Raw genomic sequence first — 24,837 nt, 5'->3', positions numbered from 1 at the left:
GCTCCGGCCTTGTTGTATCAGATGAACGGGAAGTAGGTCATCACACCACGAGAAAGCCACATCGCCGGGCCGGTTTCCAGCGCATTGTCGTCGTTAGTCAGCGCCAGCGAATCCAAATCGCCCTGAACATGGGAGTTGCTGGCCAGCCAACTGACAAGCCACATTTTCATCCACGGATAAGCCAACCCAAGCGTTATACCCGAAATAAACATCACCAGCACAAAACGCCAGACCAGACCATGCGCCGTTACTGAAGAATGAAAACGAATCTTACCCTCTGCCAGTACCAGGTTATTCATAAACAGATTGCGTAGCGTGACATATAAATAACTTACGGCGACAATAATCCCGACGAAATAGAGGAAATAGCAAGCCATTATTCTGCTGTGATTTTCCATGATAAACGCGTCATCAGCCACGCCTAACACAGCCAGCATCACCATTTGCAGAAAAATAGGAGCAATCAGCCAGGCTATCACCACAACAAATGGCAGCAGTACCAGCACGGCTTTAATACAACCTACAACGCACGCTTTCATATTAACGTCAATGGCAAAACGGTGAATACCAAAACTCCCGCCATTACCAACCAACTGCATCCATTTTGCATAGGTAATACCATAGGTGATACCCATACCGACAATGCCCACCAGCGCAATAAACGCTATTCTGATCAGCGTTCCCGTGCTGCCATCCAGCCATTCTGTAGCCAGGCTCAGAAGATAAACCACACCCCAGTTAACCAGAGAAAGCACCACTGGCACGAGCAGCATAAAGAGCCAGGCCTGTAATTTTGAGCAGGAAAAACCAAAGCAGACACCGTTAAGCGATGTCATCGCCGCCTGATATTGCAGGCTTTTTATTGCCATTAACGGAATGGCCGCTATCAGTAAGCCGATCAAAGTAAATCCAATGAGATGACTACCGTGAGCGATGAAACTCACGCTCGCGCCATAAATCACCATGATCAACAGGAAGCTAACAAAAATAGCGCCACCCGTTGCCTTATAGGTAAAAGCCTGACCATTAAGAGTCATATTCTCATAAATATAACGGCGACATTTCACTATCGCCCACGGCATATAAATACCCAGGGTAATGCAACTCAACAAAAAATTGATAAGACAAAGCACAAAATACTGCCATCCTTTACCGGTAAAAACAAATGTGTGGCTTTGATTCTCCTGACCACGAACAAACTCATTCATGAATAATATCCCTAACATGCATTCTATTAATAGAAAAAATAAAAACCAGCATTTAATTACTGGTTCGCTTACGATACTATTTTTAATTACTTAATGTTTTTTATTTTTCTCCAATTAAGGAACGTCTTGCACACGACAGAAGAGAGTGGTATTAAATAAATATATAAATGTATTTTTAGAATTGAGCCATATTATGAATATTGTGCTGTCCTCCACGCTGAAGCTACGTCGAATCACCGAAACAGACAATGCCGCCATCGCTGCGGTAATCCGTCAGGTTTCCGCAGAATACGGGCTTACCGCTGATAAAGGCTATACCGTTGCCGATCCTAACCTGGACGAACTATTCCAGGTTTACAGTCAGCCTGGCGCGGCGTACTGGGTGGTGGAGCAAAACGGTGAAATCGTGGGCGGCGGCGGTGTTGCTCCGTTAGGGTGTAGCGAACCGGACATTTGCGAGCTGCAAAAGATGTACTTCCTGTCGAGCGCACGCGGTCAGGGGCTGGCGAAAAAGCTGGCGCTGATGGCGCTGGATCACGCCCGTGAGCAGGGTTTTAAGCAGTGCTATCTGGAAACGACCGCGTTTCTGACCGAGGCTATACGCCTGTATGAACATTTAGGCTTTGAGCATATCAGCGAAGCGCTGGGCTGCACTGGGCACGTGGATTGTGAAGTACGGATGTTAAAGCCCCTCTGACCTTACGCTGAGGGGCTATGGCAACCTTACTGCATCTCAGCTGAAAGCATCAGACGAATCACGCCGGCCGAACGCGCGGTCGGCAGCTTCAACACCTGTGACCAGAGATCCTGCACTATCTCACAGGCAATCTTCTCTTTGCCGACAGCTTTAGTCGGATCGGCCATGATTTGAATATCCGGTCCATAGCGCTGTACTAGTCCAGGACTTATTGCTTGCAGATCCTGCAACGCCAGCTGTTTCTCTTCTGCCGTGACCGTATGTTTGTTCGGACCATAGGCAGCACGCATCATACTCATATCACTCGCCATACGACGGTTCATGATCTCATGCGGAACCAGACGTGCCGGGTTAATCCCCCCTTTTACTGCCGGAAACAGGAAGCGGAAGCATTCGTCATCACCTATTTTGGCCACGGCGGCGATCTGCTCAAGATTAATTTTCATATATTCAATGACATTGGCATCAGGAGCTTGCTGCAATCGTGCCATCTGCAACTGAAGAATCTGCGGCTGTATCGCGTCGATAACCTGCTGTTCGCTGCTCCCCGCTTTCTTCATCTGCGCTGCCTGGCTGATAATTTTTTGTGTCAGCGCGGGCTCCTGTTCCTTAATCACCTGAAACGCCGGATTAGAGAGCATCGCCTTTTCAAACTGCTGCTCTTCGGTCAGACCATAATCCGGGTTTTCACGTGGGATCAGGTAGTGCACATCAAACAGATTCCACGCAATAATCGCCACCACAAAGACCACCGCGCCTGAGATCTTGCCCAGCCAGCCTTTTTTACGAAACATGCCAACGACGATGGCAATCACCACCCCGATATAGCACGCTAACCATACGTGTGCCCAGTTCATTAACCATCCTTATGCAAAACAATCTCTGGTAAGGGGATATATTTCCCCCTTTGTGTGTTTTGATTATTACGGCAGCGGCGAGCGATTTCCAGCCACCAGATTTTGCTAGCGGAAATGGGGGAAGAGGTAATACGCGCGATGATTGAACACCGCACGTCACGGAAAGAATCAAGCCGGTACGCCGCTGTGAAAGCGGAACTCGTCGTCAGGAGAGGTAATCAGCGCGGCTTCGACTTCGCCAAAAAATCGCACCCGGTCGCTGATATCATCAGCAGAAACCTGCTGCGCCAGCGCCAGATAATCCTGATAGTGCCGCGCCTCGGATCGCAGCAGCGACAGATAAAACGCCTGCAAATCAGCCTCCAGATACGGTGCCAGCGCGGCAAAACGTTCACAGGAGCGGGCTTCGATATACGCCCCGCAAATCAGCTTGTCGATCAGCGTCAGCGGCTCGTGGGTGCGTACCTCTTTGAGCATGCCTTTGGCGTAACGGCTGGCGGTAATTTTGATGTAAGGAATATTGCGGCTCATCATCGCCTCGCGTACCTGCGAGAAGTGATGTAGCTCTTCTTTAATCAGCAACACCATGCTGTCGATAAGCTTTCGTCCCCACGGGTCGTCGGTCTGCGGCATGACGCTTTTGCTTATCTGTTTATTCAGCGCGATAAAATCCGGCTCATCCCCTTCTCTGAAAGCAAACGCTTCATAGGGTTTCAGCCAGTCCAACAGCGCCTGCGATCCCTGTTTATCCGCGACATACTTACGCACCAGCAGCATTGCCGTTTGCGCCGCTTTCAGTTCGCAGACGAGGTGATCGGTCAATAACAGCGGCAGATTCGCCGGGTCTCGCGCTTTATCAAGCCAGGCCTGGGGCGTTTTGCATTTCAGGAAGTTGTGGATCGGGGAGAGTATTTGCGGGTAATCCATACGTTGTCCTTGGCCTGCGGCAGCCTGTGCTACCGCAGGTCAGCAGATGACTTAGTGACGCACGCCGTCATCATCTTCGTCGACGAGGTCTTCATCGTCGCCGTCTTCACCTTCTTCGCCGTTCGGGTCTTCAAAATAAGTGCCCCAACCGTCGTATTCCACTTCAAATTTTTCAGCCAGGTTCATCAGTTGCTCAACCTGCGCGTCAATCAGCTCGGCATTCAGGGCGCATTCGCTGAGGATGTCACAGCAAATAACCGTGTCGCCTTCTTCCACTTCCAGCTCTTCCGGCTCGGTCACTTCATAACCCAGCTTGAAGGCTTCTACTGCCGCTTTTTCCAGGGTTTCAAAGTCGTCCGCGGAAAGGTGATGCTCAATGGTGTACAGCGCGTCTGGATCGCTGCCATCTTCGAGTAACTCTTCAATAATCAAGCGTGTTTCTTCACGCTGCTCTTCCAGTAGTTCCGGGTTTGCCATGGCTCGTTCCTCATAATGTCCTGCCGATACTCTTATTGTCACATACCGCTGTCATTGCCTCCACCTTTCCAGGAAAGATTTGTTAAACAAGGTTGCAAGTGAATAAACATCCATATAAATTGAATTTTAATTCAATAAATGGCTTAAGCCATGTGAGGAAACCATGTCTACGTTTTATCAGAAGCACTTTTTGAAATTGCTCGATTTCACCTCTGCTGAACTCACGTCACTGCTCAAGCTCGCCGCGCAGCTCAAGGCAGATAAGAAAAACGGCACCGAGGTCGCTCAACTCACCGGTAAAAATATCGCGCTCATCTTCGAAAAAGACTCGACTCGTACTCGTTGCTCTTTCGAAGTTGCCGCATACGATCAGGGCGCTCGTGTGACATATCTCGGGCCAAGCGGCAGCCAGATTGGACATAAAGAGTCGATTAAAGATACTGCCCGCGTGCTTGGCCGCATGTACGACGGTATTCAGTATCGGGGTCACGGTCAGGAAGTGGTGGAAACGCTGGCGGAATATGCCGGGGTGCCGGTGTGGAATGGATTAACTAACGAGTTTCATCCCACCCAGTTACTGGCGGATCTGTTAACTATGCAGGAGCACCTGCCGGGTAAAGCATTTAATGAGATGGCGTTGGTCTACACCGGCGATGCCCGTAACAATATGGGCAATTCAATGCTGGAAGCCGCCGCGTTAACCGGGTTAGATCTGCGTCTGGTTGCACCGCAGGCCTGCTGGCCGGAAGAGAGTCTGGTGGCAGAATGCAAAGCGCTGGCACAGAAAAACGGTGGCAATATTACGCTGACCGAAGATATCGCCACGGGCGTAAAAGGTGCAGACTTCATCTACACCGACGTATGGGTGTCAATGGGCGAAGCGAAAGAGAAGTGGGCCGAGCGTATTGCGCTGCTGCGCAAATATCAGGTAAACAGCGCGATGATGGCGTTCACCGGCAATCCGCAGGTGAAATTTCTGCACTGCCTGCCCGCGTTCCATGATGATCAAACCACGCTTGGCAAACAAATGGCGCAACAGTACGGTTTGCACGGCGGGATGGAAGTGACCGACGACGTCTTTGAGTCACCCGCCAGCATCGTATTTGATCAGGCGGAAAACCGGATGCACACTATTAAAGCGGTAATGGTGGCGACGCTTTCCAAAAAATAACGTTGCATGATTGATTTGCCGGATGGCGATGCTAAGCATCTTATCCGGCAATCTGCACCGTTGTGCCTGATGGCGCTACGCTTATCAGGCCTACGGTCCGTCACTCAACCAACAGCTTAACCACCGCTTTGCGTACCAGCGCCGGAGCACCGACTGCGCACAGCGGTTTGTGCACTTCCCCCGGATAGAACACCACAAAGTCACCCTCGTTCAGCACCACCGTTTTCTCCTGTGCCCCTTCCGGCAGGAAGGCAATATCTTTATCCGCCAGCCAGTCAGTTTCCGGCGCGCCCGCAGGCTGCGTACTAAAGGTCATGCCTTCCTGCCCTTTGAGCAGGATCTGAATATCCAGATAGCGGGCATGATATTCGGCACGGCGCTGTGCAAACGGCTCCGTCATATCTTCGGCAATCAGATAAAACAGGCGATCGCCATCGATGTCGTGCTTACCCTTTTCCGTCGCATCCGTAACATGCGTTTTAATGTGCTCAATCGCCTGACGCAGCTCTTCCGGCAGCCAGGCACCCAGGTTGTGAATATTGCCGACAATCATCTCAAACCCCTTAATTAAAACATCGTTTCATTTTTGTTGTTATACGAAAAAACGGCCTGCCATACCACTCCTAATTACCGATATTTTGCGGCAACGCATGTTTATCGCTGATGATGTTAGATAGTTGTTAACCTAACACATCAGGTTATGCATAAACACTGCATAACTCTTACCCTCTCATTTTTCTCTTTGCTGGTAACTTGCTGGTTTTGAAAGTGTTATGATAAAACCCAGCCGTCGATCACAATTCACACCTCCCCCACTCGCTTTGTTCGCCACCATATTTATTTGGCAATAAACTGTCCCGTACAAATAATAGAATCACAGAACCGCATAAACATTCACCTCATAATAAAAAACACATAAAAATCAATTGATTATTAAGTGTATATATTTTTAAAAATGTACATAAAATTAACATAGATAAATAACAAGACATATTCATGCGTAGCAATTCAGTTATTGTATTTATTATTTTTTAAAATCTCAGAGCCATCTCATATATTAGGAAAGCAAATTCAAATATCGAACCGACTGTGAAACAAATCACGTTTCCGTATCAAATAAGATCTAAATATAGATTCTGAAATCAGCTGAAAAATCATGACTGCAATAAATTGCATTTGCAGCCATCTCCTCTTTATTTTTTAAAATCGTATTAAAGGAATAATGATGGAAAAGCATTATGTCGGTTCCGAAATCGGTCAATTACGTAGCGTGATGCTGCATCGCCCTAATCTCAGCTTAAAAAGGCTGACGCCATCCAATTGTCAGGAGCTGCTTTTTGATGATGTGCTTTCGGTAGAACGTGCAGGTGAAGAGCACGACATTTTCGCCAACACGCTGCGCCAGGAGGGAATTGAGGTTCTGTTACTCACTGATTTATTAACACAAACCTTGGATATTCCCGACGCTAAAAGCTGGCTGCTGGATACGCAAATTTCTGATTATCGCCTTGGCCCCACTTTCGCCGCCGATGTCCGCGCCTGGCTTGCGGACATGCAGCACCGGGAACTGGCACGGCATTTAAGCGGCGGGCTGACCTATGGCGAAATCCCTGCCTCTATAAAAAATATGGTGGTGGATACTCATGATATTAATGATTTTATTATGAAGCCATTGCCCAACCATTTATTTACCCGCGACACCTCCTGCTGGATATATAACGGCGTGTCGATTAATCCGATGGCTAAAACTGCCCGGCAACGAGAAACTAATAATCTGCGGGCGATTTACCGTTGGCACCCACAATTTGCCGATGGCGAATTTATTAAATATTTCGGTGATGAAAATATTAATTACGACCACGCCACATTAGAAGGTGGAGATGTGCTGGTCATTGGTCGCGGTGCGGTACTTATTGGCATGTCTGAGCGCACCACGCCACAGGGAATCGAGTTCCTTGCCCAGTCACTCTTCAAGCATCGCCAGGCAGAGCGCGTCATCGCGGTCGAACTGCCTAAGCATCGTTCCTGTATGCATCTCGACACCGTGATGACCCACATCGATATCGATACCTTCTCTGTCTACCCGGAAGTGGTGCGCCCGGACGTGCAGTGCTGGACTCTGACGCCAGACGGGCGCGGCGGCCTGAAACGGACGCAGGAAAGTACGCTGGTCCATGCCCTGGAAAAAGCGCTGGGGCTCGATCAAATTCGCCTGATTACTACCGGCGGTGACGCCTTCGAAGCCGAACGTGAACAGTGGAATGACGCCAACAACGTCCTGACGCTACGTCCCGGTGTGGTTGTAGGTTACGAGCGCAATATCTGGACCAACGAGAAATACGACAAAGCCGGCATCACCGTTTTACCCATTCCTGGCGACGAACTTGGACGCGGACGCGGCGGCGCGCGCTGCATGAGCTGCCCACTGGAACGCGACGGCATTTAAGGAGACGTCATGGAAAATAAACCGACCCTGGTTGTGGCTCTGGGCGGCAATGCGCTGCTCAAACGCGGCGAGCCGCTGGAAGCTGACATCCAACGTAAGAATATTGAGCTGGCGGCAAAAACCATCGCCCGGCTTACGCAACAGTGGCGTGTGATTCTGGTACACGGCAATGGCCCACAGGTTGGACTGCTGGCGTTACAAAACAGCGCTTACGCCAGCGTCACCCCCTATCCGCTCGACATTCTCGGCGCGGAAAGTCAGGGAATGATTGGCTATATGTTGCAACAGGCGCTGAAAAACCAGCTTCCACAGCGGGAAATTAGCGTCCTGCTGACTCAGGTTGAAGTCGATGCCCACGATCCAGCCTTCAGCAATCCAACCAAATATATCGGCCCCATTTACGACCAAACCCAGGCCAATGCATTGCAGGTGGAAAAAGGCTGGGTTTTCAAAGCCGATGGTAAAGCGTTCCGTCGCGTTGTGCCCTCTCCGCAGCCCAAACGCATTGTTGAAAGTGACGCGATCCAGGCGTTGATCGCCCGCGATCATCTGGTCATTTGCAACGGCGGTGGCGGTGTGCCGGTCGTGGAAAAGGCCGATGGCTACCACGGTATTGAAGCCGTGATCGACAAAGATCTCTCCGCCGCCCTACTCGCCAGCCAGCTTCATGCTGATGCGTTGCTCATCCTGACCGACGCCGACGCGGTGTACCTCGACTGGGGCAAACCCACCCAACGGCCTTTGGCTCAGGTCACCCCCGAGATACTCGGCGAGATGCAGTTCGACGCCGGTTCTATGGGTCCAAAAGTTACCGCCTGCGCGAATTTTGTCTCTCAATGCCATGGGATAGCAGGCATCGGCTCGTTGGCCGACGGTCCGGCCATTCTCTCGGGAGAGAAAGGCACATTGATTCGGCCCGAAACCATTGCTTACGACGCATGACCCATTTTGCCGGATGGGCGACTGCGCCTTATCCGGCCTACACAAGGACATTCTGATGACTGTTAACTTAAAAAATCGCAATTTTCTTAAATTGCTCGACTACACCCCGGCAGAGATCCAGTACCTGATCGATCTGGCTATCGAATTAAAAACGGCGAAAAAGGCCGGACGCGAAAGACAGACGCTGGTCGGTAAAAATATCGCGCTAATCTTCGAAAAAACCTCAACCCGCACCCGCTGCGCCTTTGAAGTTGGCGCTTTTGATCAGGGCGCACAGGTGACCTACCTCGGCCCAAGCGGCTCACAGATTGGTCACAAAGAATCGATGAAAGATACCGCCCGCGTGTTAGGCCGTATGTACGACGGCATCGAATATCGCGGATATGGCCAGGAGATCGTGGAAGAGCTGGGGCAGTTCGCCGGTGTTCCGGTATGGAACGGGCTGACCAACGAATTTCACCCTACGCAGATCCTCGCGGATCTGATGACCATGCTGGAACACGCGCCGGGCAAAACCTTACCTGAACTGAGCTTCGCCTACCTCGGTGACGCCCGCAATAACATGGGTAATTCACTGATGGTTGGCGCGGCGAAAATGGGGATGGACATCCGCCTCGTCGCCCCTAAATCCTTCTGGCCGGATGAAAAACTGGTTGCCGAATGCCGTGAGATCGCCGGCGTGACGGGCGCGCGCATTACGCTCACGGAGGACGTTGAGGAAGGCGTTTACGACGTGGATTTCCTCTATACCGATGTCTGGGTCTCCATGGGTGAACCCAAAGAGGCATGGGCAGAACGCGTAAGCCTGATGACGCCTTATCAGATTAACCAGCGAGTCATCAACGCAACCGGCAACCCCAATGTGAAATTTATGCACTGTCTGCCCGCCTTCCATAACGAACACACCAAAGTTGGACGTGAAATCGAAGCGGCTTACGGCCTGAAAGGGCTTGAGGTCACGGAGGAGGTGTTCGAGTCAGCACACTCCATCGTCTTCGACGAAGCAGAAAACCGGATGCATACCATTAAAGCGGTCATGGTAGCGACACTCGGCGACTAACCCCTGCGGGCATATGTCGCCTGACGGCATATGCCCGAGTTATCCGGAGAACATCATGGGCAAATTCAAATTTCCCAGCGCGTATACCATCCTGTTTATTCTTATTGCACTCGTCGCTGTTATGACCTGGATTGTCCCGGCAGGGAAATATCAGATGGCGATGAATGCGACCCTGGGCAAAGAAGTGCCGGTTGCCGGGACTTATGCCCCCACCGAGGCGCATCCCCAAGGTATTACCGCTGTACTGCTGGCACCGATTGACGGTCTTTATAATCACGAGACCTACACCGCTGGCGCCATTGATGTGGCGCTGTTTGTCCTGATCATCGGCGGGTTTCTCGGCGTAGTAAACAAAACGGGGGCCATCGACGCCGGTATCGAACGCGTGACGGTCAGGCTTAACGGCAAAGAAGAGTGGATGATCCCCATCCTGATGGGACTTTTCGCTGCCGGAGGTACGATTTACGGGATGGCGGAAGAGTCGCTTCCTTTTTACACGCTGCTCGTCCCGGTAATGATGGCGGCCCGCTTTGATCCACTGGTTGCTGCTGCGACCGTTTTGCTCGGCGCAGGTATCGGCACACTCGGTTCGACAATTAACCCTTTCGCAACGGTTATCGCTGCCAACGCTGCCGGGATCCCCTTCACTCAGGGAATGCTGATGCGCATTCTGCTGCTGGTCATCGGCTATGTGATCTGTGTGGTGTGGGTCATGCGCTATGCCCGGAAAGTTCGCAGCCATCCTGAGCTGTCTATCGTGGCGGATAAAATGGAGGAAAACCGCGCCCATTTTCTCGGTAGTCGCACCAATACCAATCTGGAATTCACGGCAACGCGGAAATGGATCCTGCTGATTTTCGCCGCCGCCTTTGCGGTAATGATCTATGGAGTAGCGGTACTCGGGTGGTGGATGGCAGAAATATCCGGTGTTTTTCTGGCTGCTGCGATTATCGTCGGCGTAATCGCCCGCATGAGTGAAGAGGCATTTACCAGTACGTTCATTGACGGTGCGCGGGATCTGCTTGGCGTAGCGCTGATTATCGGTATTGCGCGCGGCATCGTCGTGGTGATGGATAACGGCATGATCACTCACACCATTCTGCACAGCGCTGAAAATTTAGTCTCCGGCCTTTCCACCACCATTTTCATCAATGTGACCTATTGGCTGGAAGTTTTGCTCTCCTTCCTGGTCCCATCGTCCTCTGGGCTGGCGGTCCTCACCATGCCCATTATGGCCCCGCTGGCCGACTTCGCGCATGTACAGAGGGATCTGGTCGTCACCGCGTATCAATCCGCTTCCGGCATTGTGAATCTGATTACGCCCACCTCTGCGGTTGTGATGGGTGGGCTGGCCATCGCGCGCGTTCCCTATGTGCGTTACCTGAAATGGGTCGCTCCGTTACTGCTCATTTTGACGTTACTGAACATGGTCGTCCTGAGTATCGGCGCGATGCTGTAACCCTTTTAGCCGTCGGATACCGGCGGCTTTTTTGATCGTTCTCTCGTTTTTCTGCACAACCGCCCGTTTGAGCCGTTATTGATACTGCAAATGTGGTGAATTTCGCCATCGCATTGATACAGATAATAAATATAAGGTGATTTTATGAAGGAATTCGATGATTACTCTGCCAAAGAGCAAAAACAGCTGGCGATGTGTCAGCGCCTGATTAGCGAAAAAAGCTACCTGTCTCAGGAAGCGCTGCGCCGCGACCTGCAAAGCCACGGCTTTACCAGTATTAGTCAGTCGACGGTGTCTCGTTTGCTGAAGTTGCTCGGGGCCATAAAAATAAGAAACACAAAAGGGCAAAAAATTTATTCTGTGAATCCTCAGTCACGACCCGCTCCAGATGCCGCGCGATCGATCGCTGAAATGGTGGTCAGCATAGAACACAATAGCGAGTTTATCCTCATTCACACCGCAGCAGGATATGGTCGCGCGGTTGCCAGAATCCTCGATTATCACGCCTTGCCGGAAGTTCTGGGCGTCATTGCCGGTAGCAGTATCGTCTGGGTCGCGCCGCGCGTCGTGCAGCGAACGGGCCTGGTTCACAAGCAGATTAATTATCTCTTTAAAATGAATTAAAATTCAGAAGAACCGTTTGCGATGAATAAATCGTGCATTTTTCGCTTGATCCCATAACGTAGCTGAGTATAATCGCGGACAATTTGCCGGGAGGATGTATGGTTCAGTGTGTACGACATTTTGTCTTACCGCGTCTGAAAAAGGACGCTGGCCTGCCGTTTTTCTTTCCGTTGATCACCCATTCCGAGCCCCTCAATTGAGGGGCTTTTTTTTTGCCCAGGCGTCAGGAGATAAACATGGCTAACCCGCTCTATCAAAAACACATCATTTCCATAAACGACCTCAGCCGCGATGACCTCAATCTGGTCCTCGCAACGGCGGCGAAATTAAAAGCGAACCCACAGCCGGAGCTGTTAAAGCATAAGGTCATCGCCAGTTGCTTCTTTGAGGCGTCCACCCGCACCCGTTTATCCTTTGAAACCTCAATGCACCGTCTGGGTGCCAGCGTGGTAGGTTTCTCTGACAGCAGCAACACGTCTCTGGGCAAAAAAGGCGAAACGCTGGCTGACACCATTTCCGTCATCAGCACCTATGTCGACGCCATCGTCATGCGTCATCCGCAGGAAGGCGCCGCGCGTCTGGCAACAGAATTCTCTGGTAACGTTCCGGTTCTTAACGCGGGCGACGGCTCTAACCAGCATCCAACCCAAACGCTGCTGGATCTGTTTACCATTCAGGAGACACAGGGCCGCCTGGACAATCTGCAAATCGCCATGGTGGGTGATCTGAAATATGGCCGCACTGTCCACTCCTTAACTCAGGCGCTGGCGAAATTTGAAGGCAACCGCTTCTACTTCATTGCCCCGGATGCGCTGGCCATGCCGCAGTACATTCTGGATATGCTGACTGAAAAGGGCATCGCCTGGAGCCTGCATGGCACTATCGAAGAGGTAATGGCGGAGGTCGATATCCTCTATATGACCCGCGTACAAAAAGAGCGTCTGGACCCATCCGAATACGCCAACGTGAAAGCCCAGTTTGTCCTGCGCGCCAGCGACCTGAACGGCGCCAGAGCCAACATGAAGGTACTACATCCGCTGCCGCGTATTGATGAAATCACCACCGACGTCGATAAGACGCCGCACGCCTGGTATTTCCAGCAGGCTGGCAACGGCATCTTCGCCCGCCAGGCGTTACTGGCACTGGTACTGAATAGCGAACTGGCACTGTAAGGGAGAAAAAGAGATGACACACGATAACAAACTGCAGGTTGAAGCCATCAAACGTGGCACCGTGATTGACCATATTCCCGCACAGGTTGGTTTTAAATTGCTGACGCTGTTCAAGCTGACAGAAACCGACCAGCGAATCACCATCGGTCTGAACCTGCCGTCCGGTGAGATGGGTCGTAAGGACTTGATTAAAATCGAAAATACCTTCCTGACCGACGAGCAGGTTAACCAGCTCTCTCTGTATGCCCCGCAGGCAACGGTGAACCGCATTGACGATTACGATGTTGTGGGTAAATCACGTCCGAGTCTGCCAGAGCGCATCGACAACGTGCTGGTGTGCCCGAACAGCAACTGTATCAGTCATGCTGAGCCGGTTTCTTCCAGTTTTGCAGTGAAAAAGCGTGCTGATGACATCGCACTCAAATGCAAATACTGTGAAAAAGAGTTTTCGCATTATGTGGTGCTGGCCAACTAATTTGGGTTGGTTATGAAATGTGGCCTCTCTATAATGGCCGGGAACATTCTATTACCGCTGTAATTCAGGAGAAATCATGAGCAAGACTATCGCGACGGAAAATGCACCAGCAGCAATCGGCCCATACGTACAGGGTGTTGACCTGGGTAGCATGGTAATCACTTCCGGTCAGATCCCAGTCGATCCGAAAACCGGCGCCGTAGCGGAAGACGTGTCCGCTCAGGCGCGTCAGTCGCTGGAAAACGTAAAAGCTATCGTTGAAGCAGCAGGTCTGAAAGTGGGCGACATCGTAAAAACGACCGTCTTCGTGAAAGACCTGAACGATTTCGCTACCGTCAACGCCACCTACGAAGCGTTCTTCACTGAGCACAACGCGACCTTCCCGGCGCGTTCTTGCGTGGAAGTTGCCCGTCTGCCGAAAGACGTGAAAATCGAGATTGAAGCGATCGCCGTTCGTCGCTAAATCTGCTTGTGCCGGATGGCGGCTTCGCGTAATCCGGCCTACGCAAGCGTAGTTTGTAGGCCCGGTAAGCGCGAGCGCCACCGGGCATTTATCACATCACGCCAAACAGTTTCGGCAGGAATAGAGAAATCGCCGGAATGTACGTCACCAGCATCAGCACCAGGAACAGCACCAGGTAGAATGGCAGCATCGCCTTCACCACCTGCTCGATTTTCTGCTTACTCACCGCACTGGCCACAAACAGCACCGACCCCACCGGCGGCGTAATCAGACCGATCCCTAAGTTCACCAGCATGATCATGCCAAAATGGACCGGATCAATGCCGAGCGCGTTGGTTACCGGTAGTAGCACCGGCGTCAGGATCAGGATCAGCGGCGCCATGTCCATCAGCGTACCGATCAGCAGCAGCATGATGTTAATGCACATCAGGATGACATATTTGTTATCCGAGATGCTGGTGAAGGCTTCGGTAATCCGCATCGGCAACTGCATATAAGTCATGACGGCCCCAAACGCGGCGGCAAAACCTATCAGGATCATGACGATAGTGACCGTTTTCACCGTGCGGAACATCAGCTTCGGCAGCTCTGACCATTTATAGTCACGATAGATAAACATAGTGACAAAGAAGGCCCACAGACAGGCAATCGCCGCGGATTCCGTTGCGGTAAAGATACCTGACAGGATCCCGCCCATGATGATCACTACCGTCATTAATCCCCACAGCGTATCGACGAAAATCTTCAGCGCCTGGCGAAACGGTACGCGCTCCCCTTTTGGATAACCGCGTTTATGGGCAAAAGCCACGCACATCACCATCAGGCTAAAGCTCAGCAACAGGCCCGGCAGGATCCCGGCGATGAACAGCGCGGCAATCGACACCGTCCCGCCCGTTGCCAGCGAGTAGATAACCGAATTATGGCTGGGCGGCGTGAGGATCGCCTGCACCGAGCCGCTGGCCGTTACCGCCGCGGCAAAGTCGCGCGGGTAGCCTTTTTTGTCCATCTCCGGGATCATCACTGAACCGATAGAAGCGGTATCGGCCACCGACGATCCTGAAATTGCGCCAAAAAAGGTCGAGGCGACGATGTTTACCAGCGACAGCCCACCGCGGATAAAGCCAACAAAAATATAGGCAAAATTCACCAGTCGCCGCGCGATTCCCCCTTCCGCCATGATTGCCCCGGCCAGAATAAAGAATGGGATCGCCAGTAGCGAAAACTTGTTTACTCCGCTGGTCAGTTGGATCATTACTGCTTCCAGCGGAATATCAATATACCAGGCTCCAATGATGGCGCTAATGCCAACCGCGTACGCTACCGGTACCCCAATCGCCAGCATAATGCCAAGCGTAAAGACGAGAATAAATGCATCCATCTGCTTTCCTTAATGAAATGGGGGCGGTAACTAGCTGGTTGAACCCAGCATGACAACGGGACGTTGATACTGCGGGCCGCGAAATATCTTTTCTGCGATAAACAACAGCGTGATAGCGGAGCCAATAGGCAACGGCAGATAGTTTTGCCCGGCGCTTAAAAGCGGGAATTCCGCTACGGGCTGATCCCACAGCTCAAGACACAGATTGGTTCCATACCAGAGAATAAACAGGCTGATCGCCACCAACATGATATCTGCGACAATCGAGCAGTAACGACGGGCGGACTCCCCCAGACGGTCAATGACCATGCTCACCGCGATATGTGAACCTGCACGATAGCTCACCGCCGCGCCAATAAAGGTGAACGTCACCATACAAAGAATGGCGACCGGTTCAGGCCATGACAGGGCATTGTTCAGGACATAGCGTGCAAATATGCCAATGGGGATAATAGCGACCATAACCAATAATGCGACACCGGCAATCCACATAGAGACCCGATAAAGAAAATCCATTACCGATGAATAGCATTCACCCATAATTATCACCTCGAATTAATCAAAAGACTCAGGCAGAGGATTGCTTCCCTCCGCCTGATGAATTACTTCACATCCTGAATACGTTTGATCAAATCCTGGTGGTCTTTACCGTAATTATCCCGCACTGACTGCGTGGCTTTATAGAAATAGTCAGTATCAATATCGTGGAACTGAACGCCATTGGCTTTCATGGTCTCCAAAGATTTCGCATTATATTCTTGCCAAAGTTTGCGTTGTTCTATCTGCGCTTCTTTGGCGAGCTTAATAATGAGTTCCTGGTCTTCTTTTTTCAATTTATCCCATTTGGCTTTGGAGAACAGAAAAAGCTCAGGAATAATAAAGTGTTTGCTCCAGGTATAGTTTTTAACGACCGGTAAATAGTTGTGCGCAACAAATGTTGGCGGGTTATTCTCTGTGCCATCAATAACGCCGGTTTGCATACCGCTAAACACTTCACTGACGCCCATCACGATGGCGTTAGCTCCCATCGCTTTTAAGGTATCCAGTGCTATCGGACTCCCTTGAACGCGGATTTTCATACCGTGTAAATCTTCCGGTTTCACCACCGGATTTTTGGTAATCAGGTTGCGCGTCCCGGCATCCATCCAACCAAGAAATACCAACCGCGATTTCGTATTAGCCGTCAGACGGTCGCCAATCTCTTGACCGATCATGCCGTCAAGGACCTTATGCAGATGGTCTTCATCGCGAAAGATATACGGCAGGGTAAACACGTTAATTTCAGGAAGAATGGCGGCAACAGGCGTCATTGAGACGCGAATAATATCGATAGCGCCTAATTGCGCCTGCTCAATCATCTGTTTTTCATCACCTAACACGCCACCTGGAAATGTTTTAATCTCCAGACGGCCATCTGTCGCAGCGCTGAGTTTCTCCCCCATATGTTTCACTGCGACAACGTTCGGGTAATCAGCCGGATGCACATCCGCGGCGCGAAAAGTTTGTGCCAGCGTTGCATGACTCGCCAGTAATACGGACGCGCCAATACACAGACTTAACAGTTTTTTTGTCAGTTTCATTTGTCCTTCTCCAGAAGTTCATAATATCCATTAACAGGAATAGCTTGCAGAGCAAATGACTGCCGGAATTAAAACGGGCAGCGAGAAACTTTCTTAACGACGTTACCTGTGCAGACTAGCTGGTGTAACAATTTATTTCGATGACTGTGTTCACAAAAAATCGCAGATGATAATAATTTTTAGCACAGTGTTTCATTTTTGCAACGCAGATCGTTTTCTTGATAAAAAAACAACGCAAGGAAGGCGATTTGATACTAATTCCCTCCGCTAGTATTTCAATAAAAATAAAACACTAATATTTCGTGGGAATATCTTTCGAATGAAAAAGAGAAATGCAGGATGGTATTTACACCATCCTGCTGAGAAGTTTGATGTTTACTGCCAACCGTAGCGACGGCTATAAAAACCTTTCACTAATTGGGTCAATGTCATGTAGCCCGCCAGAATCGCAATCAGCCACGGGAAGTAGGTCAGCGGCAGCGCCTGCAATTGCAGATAGCTGGCCAGCGGCGAGAACGGTAATGCAATGCCCACCACCATCACGACCAGCGTCATTAGCATCAGCGGCCATGCGGCGCGACTTTGGATGAACGGCACACGACGGGTACGGATCATATGCACAATCAGCGTTTGCGACAGCAGGCCCACCACGAACCAGCCCGACTGGAACAATGTCTGATGCTCTGGCGTATTGGCATGGAAGACAAACCACATCAGGCAAAAGGTCAGAATGTCAAAGATCGAGCTGATCGGCCCAAAGAAGATCATAAAGCGGCCCAGTTCGGCGGGATTCCAGCGCTGTGGCTTTTTGATCTGCTCTTCGTCGACGTTATCAAACGGAATCGCCACCTGAGATACATCGTACAGCAGGTTCTGGATCAGTAAGTGCAACGGCAACATCGGCAGGAACGGCAAAAAGGCGCTCGCCACCAGTACGCTAAACACGTTACCGAAGTTAGAACTGGCCGTCATTTTGATGTACTTCAACATGTTAGAAAAAGTACGGCGTCCTTCGATCACCCCTTCTTCCAGCACCATCAGGCTCTTTTCCAGCAGGATAATATCTGCCGCTTCACGCGCAATATCGACCGCGCCATCAACAGAGATACCGATGTCCGCCGCGCGCAGCGCAGGAGCGTCATTGATGCCATCGCCCATAAAGCCAACCACGTGGCCTTCACGCTTGAGCAGCGTAACAATGCGCTCTTTGTGCATCGGCGTCAGGCGGGCAAACAGCGTGGTGCGCTGGGCCAGTTTTGCCAGTTCGTCATCGCTTAACCCTTCAATGCTGCTGCCAATCACCACATCGCCCGCATCCAGCCCCACTTCATGGCACACTTTTGCCGCCACCAGCTCGCTATCACCGGTGAGAATTTTCACCGTAATACCGCTGGCTTTCAGCGCTTTCAGCGCCGGAGCGGTGGTCTCTTTCGGCGGATCGAGGAACGCGATATAGCCTTCGAGGATCAAATCCGACTCATCAATACGCTGGTAATCACCTTCACGCGCGGGCAGGTACTTGGTGGCTACCGCCACTACGCGCAGCCCCTGACGGTTCAGCGTATCCGTGACGCGCTTTACCCGACGTAGCATGCCCTCATCCAGGGGGACAATCTCGCCGTTGTGGCGCACCTGGGTGCAGACGCTGAGGATCTCCTGCAGCGCGCCTTTGCACACCAGCTGATGTACATCAGTTTCTTCAGCAACCACCACCGACATGCGGCGACGTTCGAAATCAAACGGGATCTCATCGATTTTTTGCCAGCGGGTAGAGAGCTGGCGGGCAGATTCTTCATCCACGCCTTCCAGCACCGCCGTATCCAGCAGATTCTTCAGCCCGGTCTGGTAATGGCTGTTCAGCCACGCAGAATGCAGAACGTGCTCGCTGGGTTTGCCGGAAATATCAGTATGATTCTCCAGCACAATTTTATCCTGGGTCAGGGTCCCGGTTTTATCGGTGCACAGGATATCCATCGCGCCAAAGTTCTGGATGGCATCAAGGTGCTTGACGATGACCTTTTGTTTAGACAGCTTCACCGCCCCGCGCGCCAGCGTCGAGGTGACGATCATCGGCAGCATTTCCGGGGTCAGCCCCACCGCAACAGACAGCGCAAACAGCGCCGCCTCCCACCAGTCGCCTTTGGTATAGCCGTTAATGATGAGCACAATGGGCGCCATCACCAGCATAAAGCGGATCAGCAACATGCTGACGCGGCTGATCCCTTTCTGGAAGGCATTCTGCTCGCTTTCCTGCTCGCTGACGCGGCCCGCCAGTTGCCCGAACCAGGTATTGGCTCCGGTCGCAATCACGATAGCCTGCGCTGTACCGCTCACCACGTTGGTGCCCATAAAGCACAGGGTATCGCACTCCAGCGGGTTGCTTTGCTGCGGGTCGCGGCTGGTTGCGACCTTCTCCACGGGCAGCGATTCACCGGTCAGCGAAGCCTGCGCCACAAACAGATCGCGCGCCTGGACGATACGTAAATCCGCTGGGATCATATCCCCTGCCGCGAGCTTAATAACATCACCGGGTACCAACTGGTCGATCGGCAGTTCAACCCAACCGTTCTCCCCTTTTTCGTTGATCACACGCAGCACCGTGGCGGTGTTGCTGACCATCGCTTTCAGCGCGTCTGCTGCTTTGGTAGAACGCGCCTCCTGCACAAAATTCAGCAGCGTCGAGATGGCGACCATCAGCGCGATGACGCCAGCAGCGAACAGATCCTCAGTGGCATAGGAAATGGCGCCAAGAATGGTCAACAGAATATTAAACGGATTGCGATAGCAGACCCACAGATGCACCCACCACGGCGACGGCTTCTGCGCCGGCAACTGGTTTTCGCCATGGATTTCACGAGCGTTCTCGACCTCTGTAGCGTTTAATCCTTCCGGGTGCGCGCCAAACGTTTTCCACAGCGCGGCTTCGTCCATCAGCGCCATTTTCAGGCAATGTTCGCTCAGTGAGGGCGGGATCGGCGTGCTGGCAACGGTTTGCGCATTGGGCAACGGATCGCGATGTACCAGACGATGCGGTAAATGGCGGTTAAGCCGGGCAAACAGCTGGCGAGTCATATTTTTGAACATAGGCAGTCCCCCTGCGCCAGTCTTAACGGGCGCAGTAAATCCTTCAGGCGTGGCAAAGCCTTGCCTGATGGCAATTTTCAAATCACAACAGGGACGTCAGAACGTCACTGTCTTACGCATCCGGTAAGACAGTGAAAGACAGGCTTACCGGAAAGTTTTGTTTCTCCGTCTCGGGAGAGGGGTGGGATCGGGATCCATATAGCCTCCGGTAAGTGAAAGATAAGCGCTGCGGATTATACGCAGAAAACCATAAGGTTTGTGGCAATTATGGCGGTATGATAAACCATAGAAACTAAACCAAACGTATACCAGACTTTGCCCATTGCACTGTGCTTGAGTAAAGTTATTCTCTTTTGGCATAACTTCACACGCGACACGGGAAAACAGGATGCAAAATCGGCTGACCATTAAAGACATCGCCCGCTTAAGCGGTGTGGGGAAATCCACGGTTTCCCGCGTTCTCAACAACGAAAGCGGCGTCAGCGAACGTACCCGTGAACGCGTCGAAGCGGTGATGAATCAGCACGGTTTTTCCCCTTCCCGCTCCGCACGCGCCATGCGTGGGCAAAGCGACAAGGTGGTGGCGATTATCGTCACGCGCCTGGATTCGCTTTCAGAAAATCTCGCCGTGCAGACCATGCTGCCCGCTTTTTATGAGCAAGGTTACGATCCGATCATGATGGAAAGCCAGTTCTCGCCTGAACTGGTCGAAGAACATCTGGGCATGCTCAGACGCCGCAATATTGACGGTGTGGTGCTGTTTGGTTTTACCGGCATTACCGAAACGATGCTCACTTCCTGGCAGGATTCTCTGGTACTGCTGGCCAGAGATGCCAAAGGCTTTGCCTCCGTCTGCTATGACGATGAGGGTGCTATTCATAACCTGATGCAGCGTTTATACGATCGCGACCACCGCCATATTAGCTTTCTTGGTGTTCCCCATAGCGACGTGACCACTGGTAAGCGCCGTCATGAAGCCTACCTGGCATTCTGTAAGAAACACAAACTGCATCCGGTTGCCGCACTGCCGGGTCTGGCCATGAAGCAGGGTTATGAGCAGGCCGCCAGTGTCATCACCCCGGAAACCACCGCCTTAGTCTGTGCGACGGATACCCTTGCCCTTGGGGTCAGCAAATATCTGCAGGAGCAGCGGATTGAAAATCTGCAGTTGGCGAGTGTGGGCAGCACACCGCTGATGAAATTCCTCCATCCGGAAATTATCACCGTCGATCCAGGCTACGCTGAGGCCGGACGACAAGCGGCCTCACAGCTGATCGAGCAGATCAACGGCCGTAGCGAACTGCGACAAATCGTTATTCCCTCCACCCTCGCCTGATCGCTTTCTGAGCGCTAATTTGTGATCTTCGCTGCGTTTCGGGAACGTTCCCATTTTTAAATATTCATCGAAGAGATACTCTGGCGGCAGGTCAACAACAGGGCTTAATAATGAGCAAAGTAAAACAAGCAGACATCGACCGGCTGATTGAGCTGGTAGGCGGGCGCGACAATATCGCTACGGTGAGTCACTGCATCACTCGCCTGCGTTTTGTACTGAATCAGCCTGCGAATGCCAGGCCGAAAGAGATCGAGCAGTTGCCGATGGTCAAAGGCTGCTTCACCAACGCCGGGCAGTTTCAGGTAGTGATTGGCACCGAGGTGGGCGATTACTACAAAGCACTGCTGGCGACCACCGGCCAGGCCAGTGCCGACAAAGAGCAGGCGAAAAAAGCCGCGCGGCAGAACATGAAGTGGCATGAACAGCTGATTTCCCATTTTGCAGAGATCTTCTTCCCTCTGCTGCCAGCGCTGATTAGCGGCGGCTTGATCTTGGGTTTTCGCAATGTGATCGGCGATCTGCCAATGAGTAACGGGCAGACGCTGGCGCAGATGCATCCGTCGCTGAAAACCCTCTACGACTTCCTGTGGCTAATTGGCGAAGCGATCTTCTTCTATCTGCCTGTCGGGATCTGCTGGTCAGCGGTGAAGAAAATGGGCGGCACGCCGATCCTCGGTATTGTGCTGGGCGTTACGCTGGTTTCGCCACAGCTGATGAACGCCTATCTGCTCGGTCAACAGGTGCCGGAAGTGTGGAACTTCGGCCTGTTCAGCATTGAGAAAGTGGGCTACCAGGCGCAGGTTATTCCGGCCCTGCTGGCCGGTCTGGCGCTCGGGTTTATTGAAACGCGCCTGAAACGCATCGTCCCGGATTATCTGTATCTGGTGATCGTCCCGGTGTGCTCGCTGATCCTCGCGGTGTTCCTTGCGCACGCCTTTATCGGTCCGTTTGGCCGCATGATCGGCGACGGCGTGGCGTTCGCGGTTCGTCATCTGATGACCGGCAGCTTTGCGCCGATTGGCGCGGCGCTGTTCGGCTTCCTGTATGCGCCGCTGGTGATCACCGGCGTACACCAGACCACGCTGGCTATCGACATGCAGATGATCCAGAGCATGGGCGGTACGCCGGTATGGCCGCTGATTGCGCTGTCAAACATCGCTCAGGCTTCCGCGGTGGTCGGCATCATTATCTCCAGCCGCAAACACAATGAACGCGAAATATCAGTACCTGCGGCGATCTCGGCTTATCTCGGGGTAACGGAACCGGCGATGTACGGCATCAACCTGAAATACCGCTTCCCGATGCTGTGCGCGATGATCGGCTCCGGTCTCGCCGGTCTGCTGTGCGGCCTGAACGGCGTGATGGCGAACGGCATTGGCGTCGGCGGCCTGCCGGGTATCCTCTCCATTCAGCCAACTTACTGGCAGGTATTTGGCATGGCGATGGTCATCGCGATTGTTATCCCGATGGTACTGACCTCATTCGTCTACCAGCGTAAATACCGTCAGGGCACATTACAGATTGTTTAACTTTTCTTCGGGGCGCAGTTGCGCCCCATCGTATCTCCAGGAAACAGCAATGAATATTCCACACTGGTGGCAAAACGGCGTTATCTATCAGGTGTACCCCAAGAGCTTTCAGGACACCACCGGCAGCGGCACGGGTGATTTACGCGGCGTAACGCAGCGTCTCGACTATCTGCAAAAACTGGGCGTTGATGCCATCTGGTTGACACCCTTCTACATTTCGCCGCAGGTTGATAACGGCTACGACGTCGCCGACTACATGTCTGTCGATCCGGCTTACGGCACGCTTGCAGACTTTGACGAACTGGTAGCAGCGGCGAAAGCGCGCGGCATACGCATTATTCTGGATATGGTGTTTAACCACACCTCAACCCAGCATTCCTGGTTTCGTGAGGCGCTGGATAAAGACAGCCCGTATCGTCAGTTTTATTTCTGGCGTGACGGCGAACCGACCACCCCGCCGAACAACTGGCAGTCAAAATTTGGCGGCAGCGCCTGGGGCTGGCACGCCGAAAGCGAGCAGTATTATCTGCATCTCTTTGCCCCGGAGCAGGCCGACCTGAACTGGGAAAACCCGGCGGTACGCGCCGAGCTGAAAAAAGTCTGCGAGTTCTGGGCCGCTCGCGGCGTGGACGGCCTGCGTCTCGACGTAGTCAATCTTATCTCCAAAGATCAGGACTTCCCGAACGATCCCGACGGCGATGGCCGCCGTTTTTATACCGACGGCCCGCGCGCGCATGAGTTTTTACGCGAGATGAACCGCGACGTCTTCACCCCACGTAGCCTGATGACGGTCGGCGAAATGTCTTCCACCACGCTGGAAAACTGTCAGCAATACGCCGCGCTGGACGGCAGCGAACTGTCGATGACTTTTAACTTCCACCACCTGAAGGTGGATTATCCCAACGGTGAAAAATGGACGTTAGCCAAACCGGACTACGTGGCGCTCAAAACTCTGTTCTGCCACTGGCAGCAAGGGATGCACAATCAGGCATGGAACGCGCTTTTCTGGTGTAACCACGACCAGCCGCGCATCGTGTCGCGTTTTGGCGAGGAAGGGAAATACCGTGTGCCAGCCGCCAAAATGCTGGCGATGGTGCTGCACGGCATGCAGGGCACGCCCTATATCTACCAGGGGGAAGAGATTGGCATGACCAACCCGCACTTCCGCCAGATTACCGATTACCGCGACGTAGAAAGCCTTAACATGTTCGCGGAACTGAACGCTCAGGGACGCGATGCCGAAGAGTTGCTGGCAATCCTCGCCAGTAAATCTCGCGATAACAGCCGCACGCCGATGCAATGGGACGGCAGCAAACATGCCGGATTTACCCAGGGCGAGCCGTGGATCGCACTGTGCGACAATGCGACGGATATTAACGTGGCAGCCGCGCTTGATGATGCCGATTCCGTGTTTTACACCTATCAGAAGCTGATCGCCTTGCGCAAAACGGAGCCGGTTATTACCTGGGGCGACTACCAGGATCTGTTACCAGACAGCCCACTCGTATGGTGTTATCAGCGCGAATGGCAAGGACAGCGGCTGCTGGTCATTGCCAACCTGAGTGATACCTTCCAGAACTGGCAACCGACTCATACCAACGGAAACTGGCAGGTGCTTATGCACAACTATGACGAGGTCGCCAGCCAACCCGTTGACATGACGCTGCGTCCTTTTGAAGCCGTCTGGTGGTTGCAAAAATAGCTTGCAATCTCTTGTTAGCCCGGTGCGAATAGCGCTGCCGGGCGTTGTTGCCTACGTCCAGCTTTACCTTCCTGTTTTTGCTGAATAAATAATCAGAATTTTCCAAGGGTAATTTACAATCGGCTGTAGCGCCCGTCATCTGTACGCTCCGATTTTTACTTTGCGCTACATCAAAAAAATCGTAAACATCCTTGATGCAAATCACTACATATAGAACTTAAAATGCACGCCGACCCAATATGTTGTATTA

26 protein-coding genes are annotated in these 24,837 nt (G+C 52.2%); 15 read left to right on the top strand and 11 right to left on the bottom strand.

Annotated features, from left to right (window positions below):
• Positions 1-17: 17 nt before the first annotated feature.
• On the bottom strand, positions 18-1,208 hold the full coding sequence (locus FDW96_RS00830) for a YjgN family protein (protein WP_137365057.1): 1,191 nt from the start codon (positions 1,206-1,208) through the stop codon (positions 18-20).
• 193 nt (positions 1,209-1,401) lie between these two features.
• Here FDW96_RS00830 and FDW96_RS00825 point away from each other — a divergent pair, with 193 nt between their 5' ends.
• On the top strand, positions 1,402-1,905 hold the full coding sequence (locus tag FDW96_RS00825; protein WP_137365056.1) for a GNAT family N-acetyltransferase: 504 nt from the start codon (positions 1,402-1,404) through the stop codon (positions 1,903-1,905).
• A 26-nt stretch (positions 1,906-1,931) separates the two neighbouring features.
• Here the strand turns inward: FDW96_RS00825 and FDW96_RS00820 are convergent, their stop codons facing one another.
• The 3 genes from FDW96_RS00820 to rraB form a co-directional block, all read right to left on the bottom strand.
• A complete protein-coding gene (locus FDW96_RS00820; protein WP_137365055.1) occupies positions 1,932-2,762 on the bottom strand; it encodes a topoisomerase II in 831 nt (276 codons plus the stop codon).
• A gap of 168 nt (positions 2,763-2,930) precedes the next feature.
• Positions 2,931-3,689 (bottom strand): tRNA isopentenyl-2-thiomethyl-A-37 hydroxylase MiaE, encoded by a 759-nt coding sequence (gene miaE / locus FDW96_RS00815; RefSeq protein ID WP_042312687.1) that lies wholly within the window; start codon positions 3,687-3,689, stop codon positions 2,931-2,933.
• Positions 3,690-3,740: 51 nt separating this feature from the next.
• Complete coding sequence (gene rraB / locus FDW96_RS00810; protein WP_042312689.1) at positions 3,741-4,166, bottom strand: ribonuclease E inhibitor RraB; 426 nt, start codon at positions 4,164-4,166, stop codon at positions 3,741-3,743.
• Positions 4,167-4,329: 163 nt separating this feature from the next.
• Between rraB and argF (FDW96_RS00805) the strand changes: the two genes are divergently transcribed.
• Positions 4,330-5,337 carry an ornithine carbamoyltransferase gene (gene argF, locus FDW96_RS00805; protein ID WP_137365054.1) on the top strand — a complete coding sequence of 336 codons (1,008 nt, stop codon included), beginning with the start codon at positions 4,330-4,332 and terminating at the stop codon, positions 5,335-5,337.
• Between the two features lie 100 nt (positions 5,338-5,437).
• Here the strand turns inward: argF (FDW96_RS00805) and FDW96_RS00800 are convergent, their stop codons facing one another.
• Positions 5,438-5,890 (bottom strand): YhcH/YjgK/YiaL family protein, encoded by a 453-nt coding sequence (locus tag FDW96_RS00800; protein WP_121529891.1) that lies wholly within the window; start codon positions 5,888-5,890, stop codon positions 5,438-5,440.
• Between the two features lie 672 nt (positions 5,891-6,562).
• Between FDW96_RS00800 and arcA the strand changes: the two genes are divergently transcribed.
• From arcA to FDW96_RS00775, 5 genes are all read left to right on the top strand, one after another.
• Entirely contained in the window at positions 6,563-7,783 is a 1,221-nt protein-coding gene (gene arcA / locus FDW96_RS00795; RefSeq protein WP_038636756.1) for an arginine deiminase, read from the top strand.
• A gap of 9 nt (positions 7,784-7,792) precedes the next feature.
• The gene (gene arcC / locus FDW96_RS00790) at positions 7,793-8,725 is read left to right on the top strand and encodes a carbamate kinase (RefSeq protein ID WP_042312696.1); all 933 of its coding nucleotides are present in this window, start codon (positions 7,793-7,795) and stop codon (positions 8,723-8,725) included.
• Between the two features lie 55 nt (positions 8,726-8,780).
• Entirely contained in the window at positions 8,781-9,785 is a 1,005-nt protein-coding gene (gene argF, locus FDW96_RS00785) for an ornithine carbamoyltransferase (RefSeq protein ID WP_079225606.1), read from the top strand.
• Between the two features lie 55 nt (positions 9,786-9,840).
• A complete protein-coding gene (locus FDW96_RS00780; RefSeq protein WP_137365053.1) occupies positions 9,841-11,244 on the top strand; it encodes a YfcC family protein in 1,404 nt (467 codons plus the stop codon).
• A gap of 144 nt (positions 11,245-11,388) precedes the next feature.
• Complete coding sequence (locus FDW96_RS00775) at positions 11,389-11,868, top strand: arginine repressor (RefSeq protein ID WP_042312701.1); 480 nt, start codon at positions 11,389-11,391, stop codon at positions 11,866-11,868.
• On the opposite strand, the gene FDW96_RS00770 is transcribed toward FDW96_RS00775, so the two are convergent.
• Complete coding sequence (locus FDW96_RS00770) at positions 11,865-11,987, bottom strand: hypothetical protein (protein WP_087857458.1); 123 nt, start codon at positions 11,985-11,987, stop codon at positions 11,865-11,867. The genes FDW96_RS00775 and FDW96_RS00770 overlap by 4 nt on opposite strands.
• Here FDW96_RS00770 and pyrL point away from each other — a divergent pair.
• From pyrL to ridA, 5 genes are all read left to right on the top strand, one after another.
• Positions 11,967-12,068, top strand: coding sequence for a pyr operon leader peptide (gene pyrL / locus FDW96_RS00765; RefSeq protein WP_003025819.1), 102 nt, complete (start codon positions 11,967-11,969; stop codon positions 12,066-12,068). The genes FDW96_RS00770 and pyrL overlap by 21 nt on opposite strands.
• Positions 12,049-12,102 (top strand): pyrBI operon leader peptide, encoded by a 54-nt coding sequence (locus tag FDW96_RS25615; protein ID WP_106875647.1) that lies wholly within the window; start codon positions 12,049-12,051, stop codon positions 12,100-12,102. The genes pyrL and FDW96_RS25615 overlap by 20 nt, the downstream gene beginning before the upstream one ends.
• Before the next feature lie 2 nt (positions 12,103-12,104).
• Positions 12,105-13,040 (top strand): aspartate carbamoyltransferase, encoded by a 936-nt coding sequence (pyrB, locus tag FDW96_RS00755; RefSeq protein WP_038636743.1) that lies wholly within the window; start codon positions 12,105-12,107, stop codon positions 13,038-13,040.
• A 13-nt stretch (positions 13,041-13,053) separates the two neighbouring features.
• Positions 13,054-13,515 (top strand): aspartate carbamoyltransferase regulatory subunit, encoded by a 462-nt coding sequence (gene pyrI, locus FDW96_RS00750; protein ID WP_003025816.1) that lies wholly within the window; start codon positions 13,054-13,056, stop codon positions 13,513-13,515.
• Positions 13,516-13,591: 76 nt separating this feature from the next.
• Complete coding sequence (ridA, locus tag FDW96_RS00745) at positions 13,592-13,978, top strand: 2-iminobutanoate/2-iminopropanoate deaminase (RefSeq protein WP_000047544.1); 387 nt, start codon at positions 13,592-13,594, stop codon at positions 13,976-13,978.
• Positions 13,979-14,069: 91 nt separating this feature from the next.
• Here the strand turns inward: ridA and FDW96_RS00740 are convergent, their stop codons facing one another.
• From FDW96_RS00740 to mgtL, 5 genes are all read right to left on the bottom strand, one after another.
• Complete coding sequence (locus FDW96_RS00740; protein WP_003839607.1) at positions 14,070-15,356, bottom strand: TRAP transporter large permease; 1,287 nt, start codon at positions 15,354-15,356, stop codon at positions 14,070-14,072.
• Between the two features lie 30 nt (positions 15,357-15,386).
• Positions 15,387-15,896, bottom strand: coding sequence for a TRAP transporter small permease (locus FDW96_RS00735; RefSeq protein WP_079225607.1), 510 nt, complete (start codon positions 15,894-15,896; stop codon positions 15,387-15,389).
• 62 nt (positions 15,897-15,958) lie between these two features.
• Positions 15,959-16,936, bottom strand: a complete 978-nt coding sequence (locus FDW96_RS00730) for a TRAP transporter substrate-binding protein (RefSeq protein ID WP_042312705.1) — start codon at positions 16,934-16,936, stop codon at positions 15,959-15,961.
• Positions 16,937-17,311: 375 nt separating this feature from the next.
• Complete coding sequence (mgtA, locus tag FDW96_RS00725) at positions 17,312-20,020, bottom strand: magnesium-translocating P-type ATPase (protein ID WP_137365052.1); 2,709 nt, start codon at positions 20,018-20,020, stop codon at positions 17,312-17,314.
• Positions 20,021-20,164: 144 nt separating this feature from the next.
• Positions 20,165-20,218 (bottom strand): mgtA regulatory leader peptide MgtL, encoded by a 54-nt coding sequence (mgtL, locus tag FDW96_RS25140; RefSeq protein WP_137350111.1) that lies wholly within the window; start codon positions 20,216-20,218, stop codon positions 20,165-20,167.
• Positions 20,219-20,408: 190 nt separating this feature from the next.
• Between mgtL and treR the strand changes: the two genes are divergently transcribed.
• From treR to treC, 3 genes are all read left to right on the top strand, one after another.
• Positions 20,409-21,356 carry a trehalose operon repressor TreR gene (gene treR, locus FDW96_RS00715; protein ID WP_042312708.1) on the top strand — a complete coding sequence of 316 codons (948 nt, stop codon included), beginning with the start codon at positions 20,409-20,411 and terminating at the stop codon, positions 21,354-21,356.
• 110 nt (positions 21,357-21,466) lie between these two features.
• Entirely contained in the window at positions 21,467-22,885 is a 1,419-nt protein-coding gene (gene treB / locus FDW96_RS00710) for a PTS trehalose transporter subunit IIBC (protein ID WP_042312710.1), read from the top strand.
• 49 nt (positions 22,886-22,934) lie between these two features.
• Complete coding sequence (treC, locus tag FDW96_RS00705) at positions 22,935-24,587, top strand: alpha,alpha-phosphotrehalase (RefSeq protein WP_137365051.1); 1,653 nt, start codon at positions 22,935-22,937, stop codon at positions 24,585-24,587.
• Positions 24,588-24,837: the final 250 nt, after the last annotated feature.

It is taken from the genome of Citrobacter sp. TBCS-15 (assembly GCF_005280815.1).
In the GTDB taxonomy this organism is placed as follows: Bacteria; Pseudomonadota; Gammaproteobacteria; order Enterobacterales; family Enterobacteriaceae; genus Citrobacter; species Citrobacter werkmanii.
The sequence above is the reverse complement of the archived record's forward strand: the minus strand, read 5'-3'. Positions and strand labels throughout refer to the sequence as shown.

Coding starts and splice junctions, on each gene's coding strand:
- FDW96_RS00830 (WP_137365057.1), bottom strand. CDS start 1,208: ATGAATGAGTTTGTTCGTGGTCAGGAGAATCAAAGCCACACATTTGTT.
- FDW96_RS00825 (WP_137365056.1), top strand. CDS start 1,402: ATGAATATTGTGCTGTCCTCCACGCTGAAGCTACGTCGAATCACCGAA.
- FDW96_RS00820 (WP_137365055.1), bottom strand. CDS start 2,762: ATGAACTGGGCACACGTATGGTTAGCGTGCTATATCGGGGTGGTGATT.
- miaE (WP_042312687.1), bottom strand. CDS start 3,689: ATGGATTACCCGCAAATACTCTCCCCGATCCACAACTTCCTGAAATGC.
- rraB (WP_042312689.1), bottom strand. CDS start 4,166: ATGGCAAACCCGGAACTACTGGAAGAGCAGCGTGAAGAAACACGCTTG.
- argF (WP_137365054.1), top strand. CDS start 4,330: ATGTCTACGTTTTATCAGAAGCACTTTTTGAAATTGCTCGATTTCACC.
- FDW96_RS00800 (WP_121529891.1), bottom strand. CDS start 5,890: ATGATTGTCGGCAATATTCACAACCTGGGTGCCTGGCTGCCGGAAGAG.
- arcA (WP_038636756.1), top strand. CDS start 6,563: ATGGAAAAGCATTATGTCGGTTCCGAAATCGGTCAATTACGTAGCGTG.
- arcC (WP_042312696.1), top strand. CDS start 7,793: ATGGAAAATAAACCGACCCTGGTTGTGGCTCTGGGCGGCAATGCGCTG.
- argF (WP_079225606.1), top strand. CDS start 8,781: ATGACTGTTAACTTAAAAAATCGCAATTTTCTTAAATTGCTCGACTAC.
- FDW96_RS00780 (WP_137365053.1), top strand. CDS start 9,841: ATGGGCAAATTCAAATTTCCCAGCGCGTATACCATCCTGTTTATTCTT.
- FDW96_RS00775 (WP_042312701.1), top strand. CDS start 11,389: ATGAAGGAATTCGATGATTACTCTGCCAAAGAGCAAAAACAGCTGGCG.
- pyrL (WP_003025819.1), top strand. CDS start 11,967: ATGGTTCAGTGTGTACGACATTTTGTCTTACCGCGTCTGAAAAAGGAC.
- FDW96_RS00770 (WP_087857458.1), bottom strand. CDS start 11,987: ATGTCGTACACACTGAACCATACATCCTCCCGGCAAATTGTCCGCGAT.
- pyrB (WP_038636743.1), top strand. CDS start 12,105: ATGGCTAACCCGCTCTATCAAAAACACATCATTTCCATAAACGACCTC.
- pyrI (WP_003025816.1), top strand. CDS start 13,054: ATGACACACGATAACAAACTGCAGGTTGAAGCCATCAAACGTGGCACC.
- ridA (WP_000047544.1), top strand. CDS start 13,592: ATGAGCAAGACTATCGCGACGGAAAATGCACCAGCAGCAATCGGCCCA.
- FDW96_RS00740 (WP_003839607.1), bottom strand. CDS start 15,356: ATGGATGCATTTATTCTCGTCTTTACGCTTGGCATTATGCTGGCGATT.
- FDW96_RS00735 (WP_079225607.1), bottom strand. CDS start 15,896: ATGGGTGAATGCTATTCATCGGTAATGGATTTTCTTTATCGGGTCTCT.
- FDW96_RS00730 (WP_042312705.1), bottom strand. CDS start 16,936: ATGAAACTGACAAAAAAACTGTTAAGTCTGTGTATTGGCGCGTCCGTA.
- mgtA (WP_137365052.1), bottom strand. CDS start 20,020: ATGTTCAAAAATATGACTCGCCAGCTGTTTGCCCGGCTTAACCGCCAT.
- treR (WP_042312708.1), top strand. CDS start 20,409: ATGCAAAATCGGCTGACCATTAAAGACATCGCCCGCTTAAGCGGTGTG.
- treB (WP_042312710.1), top strand. CDS start 21,467: ATGAGCAAAGTAAAACAAGCAGACATCGACCGGCTGATTGAGCTGGTA.
- treC (WP_137365051.1), top strand. CDS start 22,935: ATGAATATTCCACACTGGTGGCAAAACGGCGTTATCTATCAGGTGTAC.